Source organism: Roseateles sp. P1_C6, assembly GCF_056406315.1.
The window spans coordinates 186,052-200,434 of the sequence record NZ_JBFUAK010000005.1; the positions used below are offsets into that span (position 1 = coordinate 186,052).

13 protein-coding genes are annotated in these 14,383 nt (G+C 69.8%); 9 read left to right on the forward strand and 4 right to left on the reverse strand.

Features of this window, described 5'->3' with window-relative positions:
• Positions 1–56 precede the first annotated feature (56 nt).
• Positions 57–2,201, forward strand: coding sequence for a phosphocholine-specific phospholipase C (locus tag AC1D29_RS12205; protein WP_477897596.1), 2,145 nt, complete (start codon positions 57–59; stop codon positions 2,199–2,201).
• 8 nt (positions 2,202–2,209) lie between these two features.
• Here the strand turns inward: AC1D29_RS12205 and AC1D29_RS12210 are convergent, their stop codons facing one another.
• The gene (locus AC1D29_RS12210) at positions 2,210–2,815 is read right to left on the reverse strand and encodes a response regulator transcription factor (RefSeq protein ID WP_477897598.1); all 606 of its coding nucleotides are present in this window, start codon (positions 2,813–2,815) and stop codon (positions 2,210–2,212) included.
• Positions 2,808–4,721 (reverse strand): sensor histidine kinase, encoded by a 1,914-nt coding sequence (locus tag AC1D29_RS12215; RefSeq protein WP_477897600.1) that lies wholly within the window; start codon positions 4,719–4,721, stop codon positions 2,808–2,810. Before AC1D29_RS12215 ends, AC1D29_RS12210 begins: the two co-directional genes overlap by 8 nt.
• Positions 4,722–4,836: 115 nt before the next feature.
• On the opposite strand from AC1D29_RS12215, the gene AC1D29_RS12220 reads away from it, so the two are divergent.
• The 8 genes from AC1D29_RS12220 to AC1D29_RS12255 all read left to right on the forward strand — a co-directional run bounded on the left by AC1D29_RS12220 (position 4,837) and on the right by AC1D29_RS12255 (position 12,726).
• Positions 4,837–5,835 carry a TRAP transporter substrate-binding protein gene (locus AC1D29_RS12220; protein ID WP_477897602.1) on the forward strand — a complete coding sequence of 333 codons (999 nt, stop codon included), beginning with the start codon at positions 4,837–4,839 and terminating at the stop codon, positions 5,833–5,835.
• An 81-nt stretch (positions 5,836–5,916) separates the two neighbouring features.
• Positions 5,917–6,537, forward strand: coding sequence for a TRAP transporter small permease (locus tag AC1D29_RS12225; protein ID WP_477897604.1), 621 nt, complete (start codon positions 5,917–5,919; stop codon positions 6,535–6,537).
• Complete coding sequence (locus AC1D29_RS12230; protein ID WP_477897606.1) at positions 6,534–7,817, forward strand: TRAP transporter large permease; 1,284 nt, start codon at positions 6,534–6,536, stop codon at positions 7,815–7,817. The genes AC1D29_RS12225 and AC1D29_RS12230 overlap by 4 nt, the downstream gene beginning before the upstream one ends.
• Before the next feature lie 13 nt (positions 7,818–7,830).
• Positions 7,831–8,793, forward strand: a complete 963-nt coding sequence (locus tag AC1D29_RS12235) for an SRPBCC family protein (protein ID WP_477897608.1) — start codon at positions 7,831–7,833, stop codon at positions 8,791–8,793.
• A gap of 49 nt (positions 8,794–8,842) precedes the next feature.
• The gene (locus AC1D29_RS12240; RefSeq protein ID WP_477897610.1) at positions 8,843–9,454 is read left to right on the forward strand and encodes an ANTAR domain-containing response regulator; all 612 of its coding nucleotides are present in this window, start codon (positions 8,843–8,845) and stop codon (positions 9,452–9,454) included.
• Between the two features lie 308 nt (positions 9,455–9,762).
• Positions 9,763–11,010 carry a CmpA/NrtA family ABC transporter substrate-binding protein gene (locus AC1D29_RS12245; RefSeq protein WP_477897612.1) on the forward strand — a complete coding sequence of 416 codons (1,248 nt, stop codon included), beginning with the start codon at positions 9,763–9,765 and terminating at the stop codon, positions 11,008–11,010.
• A gap of 3 nt (positions 11,011–11,013) precedes the next feature.
• Positions 11,014–11,919, forward strand: a complete 906-nt coding sequence (gene ntrB / locus AC1D29_RS12250; protein ID WP_477897614.1) for a nitrate ABC transporter permease — start codon at positions 11,014–11,016, stop codon at positions 11,917–11,919.
• A 3-nt stretch (positions 11,920–11,922) separates the two neighbouring features.
• On the forward strand, positions 11,923–12,726 hold the full coding sequence (locus AC1D29_RS12255) for an ABC transporter ATP-binding protein (protein WP_477897616.1): 804 nt from the start codon (positions 11,923–11,925) through the stop codon (positions 12,724–12,726).
• Positions 12,727–12,762: 36 nt separating this feature from the next.
• Here the strand turns inward: AC1D29_RS12255 and AC1D29_RS12260 are convergent, their stop codons facing one another.
• Together AC1D29_RS12260 and AC1D29_RS12265 are read right to left on the reverse strand one after the other, a co-directional pair.
• Complete coding sequence (locus tag AC1D29_RS12260; protein WP_477897618.1) at positions 12,763–13,860, reverse strand: oxidoreductase; 1,098 nt, start codon at positions 13,858–13,860, stop codon at positions 12,763–12,765.
• Positions 13,857–14,255: a RidA family protein gene (locus AC1D29_RS12265; protein ID WP_477897620.1), complete on the reverse strand. Its 399-nt coding sequence runs from the start codon at positions 14,253–14,255 to the stop codon at positions 13,857–13,859. The genes AC1D29_RS12260 and AC1D29_RS12265 overlap by 4 nt, the downstream gene beginning before the upstream one ends.
• Positions 14,256–14,383 lie beyond the last annotated feature (128 nt).

Sequence of the window (14,383 nt, forward strand, 5' to 3'; positions counted from 1 at the left end):
ATCACCGGCAAGGGGCCGTGCGTCGTGAATACTCAGCCTCGCAATGGAGACACCCCATGACGCATGACGGCCGACGCCGTTTCCTGCGGCAGCTTGCCGGCGCCGCCGGCCTTGGCGCTGCGGCGGCCTTCCCGCCGGCCATCCAGGCCGCGCTCACCATCCCCGCTGCGCGGCGCACCGGCACGCTGCAGGACGTGCAGCACATCGTCGTGCTGACGCAGGAGAACCGCAGCTTCGACCACTATTTCGGCACGCTGGCCGGCGTGCGCGGCTTCGGCGACCCGCACCCGGTGCCGCTGCCCGGCGGGCGCACGGTGTTCGCGCAGCCGATGCAGGGGGAGCCGGCGCGGCTGCTGCCGCCCTTTCACCTGAACACGCAGCAGGACTTCGCGCACATGCGCGTCGCCGGCGCCCCGCACGCGTGGGCGGACGCCCAGGCCGCCTGGGACCACGGCCGCATGGCGCACTGGCCCTGGGTCAAGCGCAACCATGCGATGGGTCATTTCCGCGAGGCGGACATCCCGTTCCAGTTCGCGCTCGCGCAGGCCTTCACGCTGTGCGACCACTACCACTGCGCCACGCAGACCGGCACCAACACCAATCGGCTCTTCCTGTGGAGCGGCCACAACGACCCCTTCGCCGTGGCCGGCGGCCCGGCCACCGACAACAGCCGCTGCGGCTTCAGCCCGGACCGCAACACCGACTACCGCTGGACGACCTATGTCGAGCGACTGCAGGCGGCGGGCGTCGACTGGCAGGTCTACCAGGACATGGCCGACAACTTCGAGGACAACCCGCTGGCGGGCTTTCGCCCCTTCCGCGACGCCTGGTACGACCGCCCGGGCCACGACGCCGCGCTGAAGGCGCGCGGCATCGCCACGCGCGACCTCGACCTGCTGCAGGCCGATGTGCTGGCTGGCCGCCTGCCTCAGGTCAGCTGGATCGTCGCGACCGCCGAGGGCTCCGAGCATCCCGGCCCGTCCAGCCCGGCGTCCGGTGCCGACTACATCGCCCGCGTGCTGCAGGCGCTGACCGCCAACCCCGAGGTGTGGAGCCGCACGGTGCTGCTCATCAACTTCGACGAGAACGACGGCTTCTTCGACCACATGCCGCCGCCGGCCGTGCCGTCCTATCTGCCGGAGGACCCGGCCGCCATCGTGCCCGGCCGCAGCGCGCGAGCCGGCGCCTCCACCGTGGACACCGCCGGCGAGTACCACCACCGTCTGGACGACGGCTCGGACCCGCTCTGCCAGCACCGCCCCTACGGCCTGGGCCCGCGCGTGCCGCTGTACGTGATCTCGCCGTGGAGCCGCGGCGGCTGGGTCAACTCGCAGGTGGCCGACCACTCGTCGGTGCTGCGCTTCATCGAGGCGCGCTTCGGCGTGCGCGAACCGCTGATCAGCCCGTGGCGCCGCGCCGTCTGCGGTGACCTGACCAGTTGCTTCGACTTCCGCGACCCCGAGCGCGCCGCCTCGGCCTGGGTGGCCGCGTTGCCAGCCACCCAGGAGCGCCGCCAACGGGCGCGGCAGTTCGAGAAGACGCAGCTGCCCACCATTCCCGACGCGCCGCGCCTGCCGGAGCAGCCGCGCGCCAGCCGTCCGGCGCGGCCGCTGCCGTACGACCTGCAGGTGCAAGCCCAGGCGCGGCCCGGTGCGATGCGGCTGCTGTTCAAGAACACCGGCGCCGCCGGCGCGGTGTTCCACGTCTACGACCGGCTCCACCTGCAGGCCGTGCCACGCCGCTACACGGTGGAGGCGGGCAAGACGCTGCAGGACGACTGGCAGGCGCCCGGCGGTGACGCGCGCCACGACCTGTGGGTGCTCGGCCCGAACGGCTTTCACCGCCACTTCATGGGCACGTCGGACGCGGCCGGCGCGCCGCTCGTCGAGGCTCAGGCCGACACGGCCAGCGGAGACCTGTTGCTGCGCCTGACCAACCCGGGCAGCCGCGCATTGCCGGTGGCGCTGCGGCCGCTGCGCCATGCCATGCCGGCCGCACAGCAGCTGTCGCTGCAGCCCGGCGAGACCCGCCTGCTGCGCCTGCCCCTGGTAGACAACGGCCATTGGTACGACGTCGGCCTCACGTCGAGCGCCTGGCCGGGCTTCGGCTGCCGGCTCGCCGGCCACATCGAGACAGGCCGGCCCTCCATCAGCGACCCGGCGATGGGCGGCGCCTGCCGGCTGCGCGCGGATTGGCCCTGACCGCCCCCCTACCGCCCCGCCAACAGCGTCGCCACCTCCGCCGCCGACCTCACCCCCAGCTTGGCGAACACGCGCGCACGGTGGACCTCGACGGTGCGCACGGACACGTTCAGCTCGTCCGCGATGACCTTGTTGAGCTTGCCGGCCGCCACGCGCGTCATGACCTCGCGTTCCCGCTCGGTCAGGCTGGCCAGGCGCGCGGTGCGCTCGGCCGCCTGCGCGCCCTCGGCCTGCATGGCCGCGTCCACGGCCAGCGCCTGCTCGATGCGGTCGGCCAGCGCGTTGTCGCTGTAGGGCTTCTCAAGGAAATCGAAGGCGCCCTTCTTCAGCGCCTCGACGACCATGGGGATGTCGCCATGGCCGGTCAGGAAGAGCACCGGGTTCTTCAGCCGGCGGGCCAGCAGCTCGTCGTGCAGTCGCGTGCCGGTCATGGGCTCCATGCGCACGTCGAGCAGGAAGATGCCGCGCGGCGGCGGCTCGGCGTCCAGCGCCGCGAGCAGCGCCGGGCCGCCATCGAAGGCGCGCACGTTGAGGCCGCGCGAGCGCAGCAGGAAGGCGAGCGCGTCGCGCACGCCGGTGTCGTCGTCGACGAGGTGGACGCTGGCGTCAGCCATGCACGGTCTCCCGGCTCAGTTCGCGGGTCAGGGGCAGGCTGAAGGAGAACAGGGCACCGCCGCCGGCCGCCTCGCTCGCGTCGAGCACGCCCTGGTGGGCTTCGATGATGGAGCGGCAGATGGCCAGGCCCATGCCCATGCCGTCGGCCTTGGTGGAATAGAACGGCGCGCACAGCTGCTCGACGCGTCGGCCGGCCAGGCCGGGGCCGTTGTCCTGCACGTCGACGCGCACGAAGTCGCCGGCCACGCGGCTGCTGACGGCGATGCGGCGGGCGCTGCTGCGCGCCTGCAGCGCATCGGCCGCGTTGCGCACCAGGTTGATGACCACCTGCTCGATGAGCACCGCGTCGGCCAGCACGGCGGGCACGCCGGGCGCGAGCGACAACTCCAGCGTGACGCCGCGGCGCTGGCAGTCGCGCTTGAGCAGGTCGACGGCCGCGGCGATGACCTCGTGCAGATCGCAACGCTCGTGGCGCGGCTCGCGCCGGGTCAGGAACTCGCGGATGCGCGCGACGATGCGGCCGGCATGCTCGGCCTGCTGGCCCAGGCGCTGCAGTGCGCCCAGCACCAGCTCGTCCTGCACACCCAGCTTGGCCAGCGAGTTGCTGATGCCCGCGCCATAGCTGGCGATGGCCGTCAGCGGCTGGTTCAACTCGTGGGCCAGCGTGGACGCGACCTCGCCCAGCATGGTCAGCCGCGCGTTGTGGGCCAGCGTCTCGACCTGGCGGCGCTCGCGCTCCTCCAGCCGCTTGCGCTCGGTGATGTCGATGATGCTGCCCATCCAGCCGATCTGGCGCCCGCCCGCGTCCACCAGCGGCGACTCGAACACCATCACGTCCAGCATGCGGCCCGACGAATGCCGCCACAGCGACTCGTAGCCGTCCCGCGGCGCGTGGCCGGCGAGGTTGCGGCGGTTGCGCTCGGTCACCTCGGCCAGCGTGTCCGGCGGCCAGTAGGGCATGGGCGGCAGCAGCCCGACCAGGGCCTCGGCCGGCAGGCCCACCATGTCGCAGAAGGTGCGGTTGACGTAGAGCAGCCGGCCGTCGAAGTCGCGCGCGCGCAGCGCCACCAGCGCCGAGTCCTCCATGGCGCGCCGCCACGCGGCCTCGGTGCGGCCGGCCACCTCGGCGCGCTGCACCTGGCGCATCTGGCGGCGGATCAGCGCGCTGGCGACGGCGATCAGCGGCAGGAAGCCGGCCACCAGCACCCAGGCCAGCGGCCGCACGCCGTTGACGACCGGGTCGCGCACCGTCAGCTCCAGCGCGGCGTCGGTCAGCGTCTCCTGCGTCAGCGGGCTGGCGCGCAGCGGGCCGGTCAGCGCGACGCGGTAGCTGGGCCGCGACGCCTGCGCGGCGCGCAGCGGCGACTCGGTGCTGGAAGCGATGACCTGGTCGGCGCTGTCGACCAGCTGCACGTCGTACTTGCGTGCCAGCCACCAGGGCACGCCGCGCTTGAGCAGCAGCGCCGGCGGGTAACGCACGACCAGCACGCCCGTGCTGCCGACCGGCGCGGTCAGGTGCAGCGACAAGCCGTCCTCCAGCCGCCCGATGTCGCCGCGGCCCGACACCTCGGCCAGCACGCGGTTGCGGGCATCGAGCCAGGTGACCGACTGCCACAGCCGCCGCAACCCGGACACCACCTCGGCGTGGTCGGCCAGCAGCGCCTCGCTGGGCGGCTTGCCGAGCAGCGCCTGGGCGAGCTGGCGCAGGTGGGCCTGCTCCTCGCCGATGCGGTCGCGCAGCTGGGCCTCGGTGCTGAGCGCGTCGGAGATCAGCGTCTGGCGCTGCTGCTCCTGCTCCTCGGCCTCGTTGGCGCGCACCCAGGCCAGCACGCCCAGCACGAAGATCAGCGACAACGCCATCGGCGCGAGCCACAGGCTTTGGGGCAGGAGCTCGCGCAACTTCATGGCCTGCAGTCTAAGAAGAGTAAAGGTGATCAGAAATGTGGAACTCCACAACTTTGCGCGCCCAGGCCCACTCGCAAGAATGCCGTCCATCCAATTCCAACATCCGGAGACTCCCATGACCCTGCGTCGTCTCGTGCTCGCCGCTGCACTGGCCCTTCCGTTCGCGGCCATCGCCCAGGCGCCCATCGTCATCAAGTTCAGCCACGTCGTCGCGCCCGACACGCCCAAGGGCAAGGGCGCGCAGCGCTTCAAGGAGCTGGCCGAGCAGCGCACCAATGGCCGCGTGAAGATCGAGCTGTACCCCAACAGCCAGCTCTACAAGGACAAGGAAGAGATGGAGGCGCTGCAGCTGGGCTCGGTGCAGATGCTGGCCCCGTCGCTGGCCAAGTTCGGCCCGCTGGGCGTGAAGGAGTTCGAGGTCTTCGACCTGCCCTACCTGTTCAAGGACACCGACGCCTTCCGCGCCGTGACCGACGGGCAGCTCGGCGCCGACCTGTTCAAGAAGCTGGAGCCCAAGGGCATCAAGGGCCTGGCCTACTGGGACAACGGCTTCCACATCATGAGCGCCAACAAGCCGCTGCACAACGTGGCGGACTTCAAGGGCATGAAGATGCGCATCCAGTCCAGCAAGGTGCTGGACGCGCAGATGCGCGCGCTGGGCGCGATCCCGCAGGTCATGGCCTTCAGCGAGCTGTACCAGGCGCTGCAGACCGGCGTCGTGGACGGCACCGAAGGCGTGCCGAGCAACTTCTATACGCAGAAGATCTTCGAAGTGCAGAAGCACATGACGCTGTCCAACCATGGCCACCTGGCCTATGCGTTGATCGTCAACAAGAAGTTCTGGGACGGCCTGCCGGCCGACATCCGCACGCAGCTGGAAGGCGCGATCAAGGACTCGACCGTCTACGCCAACGCCATCGCCAGCACCGAGAACGGCCGCGCGCTGGAAGGCATCAAGGCCAGCGGCCGCGTGACCATCTACACGCCCACGCCGGCCGAGACCAACGAGTGGAAGAAGGCGCTGATGCCCGTCCACAAGGAGATGGAGTCGCGCGTCGGCAAGGCCACCATCGAGGCCGCCTACAAGACCGCCGGCTTCGTCGCCCCGAAGTAAATCCCCGTCCCGCGCCTCGCCATGCCAGGGCCGCCACGGCCCTTGGCAGGCGCAGCCGTTTCCGTTGATCGGAGAGCAACCATGATTAACAAAGCGCTGAACCATCTGGAGGAGTGGCTGATCTCCTTCCTGATGGCCGCGGCCACGCTGGTGATCTTTGTCGCCGTCGTGCACCGCTACCTCGCCGGCGTGCCCTACATCCAGGACCTGGCGCTGAAGGTCCACATGAGCTGGGCGCAGGAGCTGTGCATCATCCTGTTCGTGTGGATGTGCAAGTTCGGCGCGGCCTATGGCGTGCGCACCGGCATCCACGTCGGCGTGGACGTCGTCATCAACCGCATGGCGCCCAGGAACCGCGGTCGCTTCGTCATCTTCGGACTGCTGGCCGGCGCGGTGTTCACCGGCGTCATCGCCTGGCTGGGCGGCGCCTTCGTCTGGGACAACGGCGCCCACCATGCCTTCCTGGACCTGATCGGCCAGCCGCGCGAGGACGTCTTCGAAGGCCCGACCACGCCCGACCTGGAGTGGCCCACCTGGATCGTCTACTCCGCCATTCCGCTGGGCTCGGCGCTGATGTGCTACCGCTTCATCCAGGTCTGCGTCGCGTTCTGGAAGACCGGCGAGCTGCCCACCCACGACCACGCCTATGTCGAAGGCGTGGATGAACAGACGCCCCTGCAGGTCGAGGAGGCCAGGAAATGAACGCCCTCATCATCTTCAGTCTGCTGCTGGCACTGATGCTGACCGGCATGCCGATCAGCATCTCGCTGGGCCTCACGGTGCTGACCTTCATCTTCACGATGACGCAGGTGCCCATCGAATCGGTGGCGCTCAAGCTGTTCACCGGCATCGAGAAGTGGGAAATCATGGCCGTCCCCTTCTTCATCCTGGCCGGCAACTTCCTGACCCACGGGGGTGTCGCGCGGCGGATGATCAACTTCGCCACGTCCATGGTGGGCCACTTCCACGGTGGCCTGGCGCTGGCGTCCATCCTGGCCTGCTCGATGTTCGCGCTGGTCTGCGGCTCGTCGGTCGCGACGGTCGTGGCCATCGGCTCCATCGTGCTGCCGGCCATGGTGGCGCACGGCTACCCGATGCGCTTCGGCGCCGGCGTCATCATCACGGCCGGGTCGCTGGGCATCCTGATGCTGCCGTCGATCCCCAAGGTCATCTACGCGATCTCGACCAACACCTCCATCGGCGCGCTGTTCGTCGCCGGCCTGCTGCCCGGCATCGTGCTGGCGCTGATGCTGGCCGCAGTGACCTGGTACATCGCCCGCAAGAACAACTACCCGCGCATGGTGCGTGCCGGCTGGGGCGAGCGCTTCGCGGCCTTCCGCAAGAGCTTCTGGGGCCTGCTGCTCGTCGTCATCATCGTCGGCGGCATCTGGTCGGGCGCCTTCACGGCGACCGAGGCGGCGGCGATGGCGGCGGTGTACTCCTTCTTCGTGGCGATCTTCGTCTACAAGGACCTGCGGCTCAAGGACGTACCCAAGGTGCTGAAGGACTCGGCCAACATGTCCGCGATGCTGCTGTACATCATCACGAACGCGGTGCTGTTCTCCTTCGTGCTGGCCAACGAGAACCTGCCGCACCAGCTGGCCGACTGGCTGCTGTCGATGAACCTGGGCCAGAACGGCTTCCTGTTCGTCGTCAACCTGGTGCTGCTGGGCGCGGGCAACTTCATGGACCCGTCGTCCATCATCCTGATCATGGCGCCCATCTTCTTCCCGGCCGCCATGCAGCTGGGCGTGAACCCGGTGCACTTCGGCATCCTGATCGACGTCAACATGGAAGTGGGCCTGTGCCACCCGCCGGTGGGGTTGAACCTGTACGTCGCGTCCGGCATCTCCAAGCTGGGCATCACCGAGCTGACCAAGGCCGTCATGCCCTGGCTACTGACGATGATCGTGTTCCTCGTCATCGTCACGTACTGGCCATGGCTGACGCTGATCGTGCCCAAGATGATGGGCATGCTCTGACCGGGGCGGCACGATGAGCGCCCTCCTCTTCGCGCTGGCCTTCATGGTCGTGCTGCTGTTCGTCTACATGGGGCGCTACAGCGGCCGCGTGCGGGCCGAGGAGAGCCGGCTCATCGCCGCGCCGCCCGAAGCCATCCAGGCCCGCGTGGCCGACCTGGCGCAGTGGCAGGCCTGGAACCCCTGGCTAGAACACGCGCGCGACGCGCGGGCGTCGGTCGACGGCGCGACGCTGGCCTGGGACGTGCCTCAGGTCGGACGCGCCCGCCTGCGCCAGCTGCCGTCGGCGGCGCAGACGCTGCGCCAGCGATTGGACTTCGCGCTGCCCTTTGCCGTGCGCGGCCGCTCGGACTGGCGCTTCGACCCGGCGCCGGGCGGCACGCGGGTGACCTGGCGCTTCAAGGGCCGCGTCGCCTTCACGCTGCGCGCCTTTGCGGCCACGGTGCGCGGCGCGACGGCGCTGGACCTGCGCTTCGGCCTGGACCGACTGGCCGCCACGCTGGAGACCGCACCGCCGGCCTACACGCTGGACTACCTCGGCGTGCAGGACCAGCCCGCACGCCGCTGCGCCAGCCAAGCCTACCGCGGCCCACTGGACACGCTGGCCGCCGAGCTGCCGCCGCGCATCGCCGCCGTGCGCGCAGGCCTGGGCCGCAGCGACGGCACCGCGGTCGTCCACTACCTGAAGACCCAGCTCAAGCTGCGCATCGTCGACTGCAAGGTCGGCGTCGAGCTGCCGGACGGCGCGCCCACGCCCGCAGGCCTGACGTTGACTGAGCAGCCGCCCCACGCGGCCTATGTGCTGCGCTTCGACGGCCCACCCGAGGCGCTGGAGCTGGCCTGGTACCAGGCGATGCAGCGCCTGCGCGTGGAGCAGCGCCAGCCCGACCCGCGCCTGCCGCCCTGTGCGCGCTACATCACCCAGCCCGCCGCCGGCCAACGCGGCATCGTCGAGCTGCACCTGCCGATCCGCCGCTGAGGCCCCCAAGCTTTTCTCCCAAGGCACGCTACTTGCACTGCCCTGGGGCATGAACCCGCTTTCCCTTCCCGGCCTGCGCGTGCTGCTGGCCGACGCCGGCCAGCGTCGCAGCCCGGTCATTCGCCTGGAGCTGATCCGGCTGCGCTGCCAGCTCGTCGACGTGCTGGACCTTGTCGCCGAGCCCACCGCGCTGGGCAATGCCCTGCAGCGCCTGGCCCCCGAGCTGCTGCTGATCGACTGCGACCACCCCACGCCCGAGCTGCTGACCCAGCTCGCCGAAGCGCAGGCGCTGCGCCCGCGCCCGGTGCTGCTGTTTGCCGAGCAGATGGCGCCCGAGTCCATGCGCGCCGCGCTGCAGGCCGGCGTCAGCGCACTGCAGCTGGCCGGACTGCCGCCGCAGCGGCTGGGGGCGCTGCTGCAATTGGCGCTGGCCCGCTTCGAGCATGACCAGGCCTTGCAGCGCGACCTGCGCCACGCGCAGACCCAGCTCGCCGAGCGCAAGCTGGTGGAGCGGGCCCGCGGCATCCTGATGCGCGAGCAAGGCCTGGACGAGGAGGCCGCCTTCCAGCGCATGCGCCAGCTCGCGATGGACGGCGGCCAGACGCTGGCCACCGTCGCGACGCGCCTGATTGATGCGCATCAGCTGCTGCGCCCCCGCTGAGGGCGCAGCGCACCAACACGGCCATTGACCCCACGCACCGGCGCGGCGCAAACCGCCCGGCGCGGCGGCTGCCATGCGCCAAGCGCGTGCAAACCGGGCCAGAGGCCTCCCTGCCGAAGCTGGCACGCAATCTGCTCAAACAGCAGCGAGGCCTGCAATGGCGCAGGCCTCTTGGGCCGGCCGGCTGTTCAATCGGCCGGCACTTCAGGACAACGGCGTCCGACCTCCCCTATTCCCTGCCCGCTCGGTCGCGGCGGCGGAGCAGCACGGTCGCGACGTCGTTTCGCTTTGCATCTCAGGAGCCCGTGATGACCGCCAGCGACAACTCGAACGCCACGCCCCACCTGCAGCGCCGCAGCCTGCTCGCCGCTGCCGCCGCCCTGCCCACCCTCGGCCTTGCCGGTGGCGCCTGGGCGCAAGGCTCCGACAAGCCCGAGAAGGAGGAAGTGCGCATCGGCTTCATCCCGCTGACCGACTGCGCGAGCGTCGTCATGGCCTCCGTGCTGGGCTTCGACAAGAAGTACGGCATCAAGATCATCCCCACCAAGGAAGCCTCCTGGGCCGGCGTGCGCGACAAGCTCGTCAACGGCGAGCTCGACATGGCCCATGTGCTGTACGGCCTGATCTACGGCGTGCACCTGGGCGTGTCGGGCGCCAAGAAGGACATGGCCGTCTTGATGACGCTGAATCGCAACGGCCAGGCCATCACGCTGTCCAAGAAGCTGGCCGACGCCGGCGCGGTGGACGGCGCCTCGCTCGCCAAGGTCATGGCCAAGGACAAGCGCGAATACACCTTCGCGCAGACCTTCCCCACCGGCACGCACGCGATGTGGCTGTACTACTGGATGGCGGCCCACGGCATCAACCCGCAGAAGGATGCCAAGGTCATCACCGTGCCGCCGCCGCAGATGGTGGCCAACATGCGCGTGGGCAACATGGACGGCTACTGCGTCGGCGAGCCCTGGGGTCACCGCGCCATCATTGACGGCATCGGCATCACGGCCACCACCACGCAGGACATCTGGCCCGAGCACCCCGAGAAGGTGCTGGGCACCACCGGCGACTTCGTCAAGAAGTACCCCAACACCGCGCGCGCCGTCATCATGGCCGTGCTGGAGGCCAGCCGCTGGATCGACGCCGGCCTGTCCAACAAGAACAAGATGGCCGAGACGATCGCCGACAAGGCCTACGTCAACACCGGCGTCGACGCGATCAACCAGCGCATCCTGGGCCGCTACCAGAACGGCCTGGGCAAGACCTGGGACGACCCGCGCCACATGAAGTTCTTCGACGACGGCGCGGTGAACTACCCCTACCTGAGCGACGGCATGTGGTTCCTGACCCAGCACAAGCGCTGGGGCCTGATCAAGGACCACCCCGACTACCTGGGCACCGCCAAGGCCATCAACCAGACGGCCCTGTACACGCAGGCCGCCAGCGCGCTCAAGATCAGCGTGCCCAAGGACCCGATGCGCAGCTCCAAGCTGCTCGACGGCGTCGTCTGGGACGGCAAGGACCCCGCCAAGTACGCGGACAGCTTCAAGGTAAAGGTGTAAATCATGGTCTCCGCCGTCTTCCATTCGCCCGGCGACAGCGTCGCCACCGCGCCGGTCAGCGTCAGCCGCCCGGCCGCACCCATCGACACCGCCGCCAAGACGCCCGAACCCAAGGCCGCCCCCAAGCGCGACCCCATCGACTGGCGCGGCCTGGCGCTGCGCGTGCTGCCGCCCTTTCTCAGCCTCGCGCTGCTGGTCGGCATCTGGGGGCTGGCGACGATGAAGGGCGGCAGCTTTCCAACCCCGGCGGCCACCTTCGATGCCGCCGTCAAGCTGTTCTCCGATCCCTTCTACAGCAAGGGCCCCAACGACCAGGGCATAGGCTGGAACATCCTGTTCTCGCTGCAGCGCGTGGGCATGGGCTTCGGTCTCGCGGCGCTGGTGGGCATCCCGCTGGGCTTCATCATCGGCCGCTTCGAGTTCGCCAGCCGCATGGTCTCGCCGCTGATCGCACTGCTCAAGCCGGTCTCACCGCTGGCTTGGCTGCCCATCGGCCTGCTGGTGTTCAAGAGCGCCAACCCGGCCGCGATCTGGACCATCTTCATCTGCTCGATCTGGCCCATGGTGGTCAACACGGCCGTGGGTGTGCAGCGCGTGCCGGAGGACTACCTGAACGTCGCACGCGTGCTCAAGCTCAGCGAGTGGAAGGTCATCACCCGCATCCTGCTGCCCGCTGTGCTGCCCTATGTGCTGACGGGCGTGCGCCTGTCGGTGGGCACGGCCTGGCTGGTCATCGTCGCGGCCGAGATGCTGACCGGCGGCGTGGGCATCGGCTTCTGGGTTTGGGACGAGTGGAACAACCTCAACGTCGCCCACATCATCATCGCCATCTTCGTCATCGGCATCGTCGGGCTGCTGCTCGAGTGGGCGCTGATGAGCCTTGCCAAGCACTTCTCCTTTGAGGACTGAACCATGAGCGACCGTGCCTTCATCGAAGTCCAGCACGCCGAGATGGCGTTCACCACCCGCAAGGGGCGCTTTCACGCGCTGCAGGATGTCAACCTGCAGGTGCAGCGCGGCGAGTTCGTCACGCTGATCGGCCACTCGGGCTGCGGCAAGTCCACGCTGCTCAACCTCATCGCCGGGCTGCTGCGGCCCACCGAGGGCGCGCTGATCTGCGACGGCCGCGAGATCGCCGCGCCCGGCCCCGAGCGCGCGGTGGTGTTCCAGAACCACTCGCTGCTGCCCTGGCTGACCTGCCTGGAGAACGTGCTGCTGGCCGTCGAGTCCGTGTTCGGCGGCAAGGAGCCCAGCGTTCGCCTGCACCTGCGCGCCAAGGCCGCGCTGGAGCTGGTGGGCATGAGCCATGCGCTGCAGAAGCGCCCGCACGAAATCTCCGGCGGCATGAAGCAGCGCGTCGGCATCGCCCGGGCCCTGGCCATGGAACCCAAGGTGCTGCTGATGGACGAGCCCTTCGGCGCATTGGACGCGCTGACCCGCGCGCGGCTGCAGGACGAGCTGCTGAAGATCGTTGCGCGCACGCAGAGCACGGTCGTCATGGTGACGCACGACGTCGACGAGGCCGTGCTGTTGAGCGACCGCATCGTCATGATGACCAACGGCCCGGCGGCCACCATCGGCGACATCCTGCATGTCGACATCCCGCGCCCGCGCGTGCGTGTCGAGCTGGCCGAAGACCCGCGCTACGTGCATGCGCGCAAGGAGGTCATCGACTTCCTGTACACGCGCCATGCGCACGTCGAGAAGGCCGCATGACGTGAAGCCCCTCGGCGCTCGGCTTGCGGCGGGACGTCAGGGGCAGCACGCGCGCAAGCGGTCAGCATTGGCCAGGTCGGCCAGCGGCGACAGGATCGCGGGGTCGAAGGGTTCGAGCGCCTCACCGGCCTGAACGCGCCGCGGCCAGTCCGCGTTCGCGATGGCGCCGCGCCCCAGCGCGACGAGGTCGGCCTCGCCGCGCGCCAGCAGCGCCCGCGCCCGGGCGGGGTCGTGCAGCGAGCCGTTGGCGATGACCGGCTTGCCGCCATGCCGCCGCGCCAGCGCCGCCAGGCCACGGCCGTCACCGAAGGCCGGCTGCCAGGCCTCGAACTCGGTCGTGTGCAGGTAGTCGATGGGCGACGCCGCCAGCGTGCGGAACACGAGCTCGGCGTCCGCCTGCGCACCGGCCCATCGGTGCGTGTAGTCGTTGACCTTGGCCTGCGACACGCGGTAGCCGACCACGAAGTTCGGGCCCACGGCCGCGCGCACCGCGTGCGCCACCGCCACGCCCAGCGTCAGCCGCCGCGCCAGCGTGCCGCCGTAGGCGTCGTCGCGCAGGTTGGTGTGCGCCGTCAGGAATTGGTCCAGCAGATAGCCGTTGGCGCCGTGGATCTCGACGCCGTCGAAGCCCGCATCCCGCGCATGTGCGGCCGCCGCGGCAAAGCCCGACACCGCGTGCTCGATCTCGTCGCCGCTCATCGCCTCGGGCATGCGGTAAGGCCCCTCGCCGCGGTAGACCGCCATCTGCTGGCCTGCCGGCTGCACGGCCGACGGCCCCTTGGGCCGGGCGCGATGCGGGTTGCCCTGCGAGATCGCGCCCGCGTGCATCAACTGCGCGACGATGCGCCCGCCCGCCTCGTGCACGCGGTCCACGACCGGCCGCCAGGCGTCGCGCTGCGCGTCGTCGGCGAGGCCCGGCTGGAACAGATAACCCTGCGCGTAGGCACGGTCCGTGTAGATGCCCTCGGTGATGACCAGACCGAAGCCGCCCTGCGCGAACTCCGCGTAGTACTCGGCCATGCGTGGCGTCGCATGGCCGCCAGCCGTCGCGCTGACACGCGTCAGCGGCGCGACGACCAGTCGGTTCGCCAGCCGCAGCGGCCCGAGGGCCAGGGGCGAGAACAGGCCGCTCACGACTGCACACCATCGCCGGGCACGACGGCGATGGCCTCGATCTCGATCATCGCCTCGGGCGTGTACAGCGCCTTGATCTCGGCGATGGTGTCGGCCGGGTAAGGCGCCGAGAAGAACTGGCGCCGCAGCGCGACCACGTCGTCGAAGTGGCCCATGTCGGTCACGAAGATGGTGACCTTGGCGACATCCTTCAGGCTGGCGCCGCCGGCCTCCAGCGCGCGGCGCAGGTTGGCGAACGCCTGCTCGCCCTGCGCCTTGAAGCCGCCCGGCACGATGCGCCCGTCGGCACCGGCCCCGGCCTGGCCGGAAATGAACAACAGCCCGCCAGCCTTGATGCCCTGGGACAGAAGGTAAGGCTCGTACGGGTCGGGATGGGTGATGACGCGTTCCAGCATGGTTGCATTCCTTTCATTCATGCGTACGGCAGGGCTGCCGTGAACGAAAGATAGAGACCGACAGCGAGCGCGACAAAGGTTGATTTGTCAGCCGTAAGATGAATCAATTTCATCTATCGAGCGTGGCC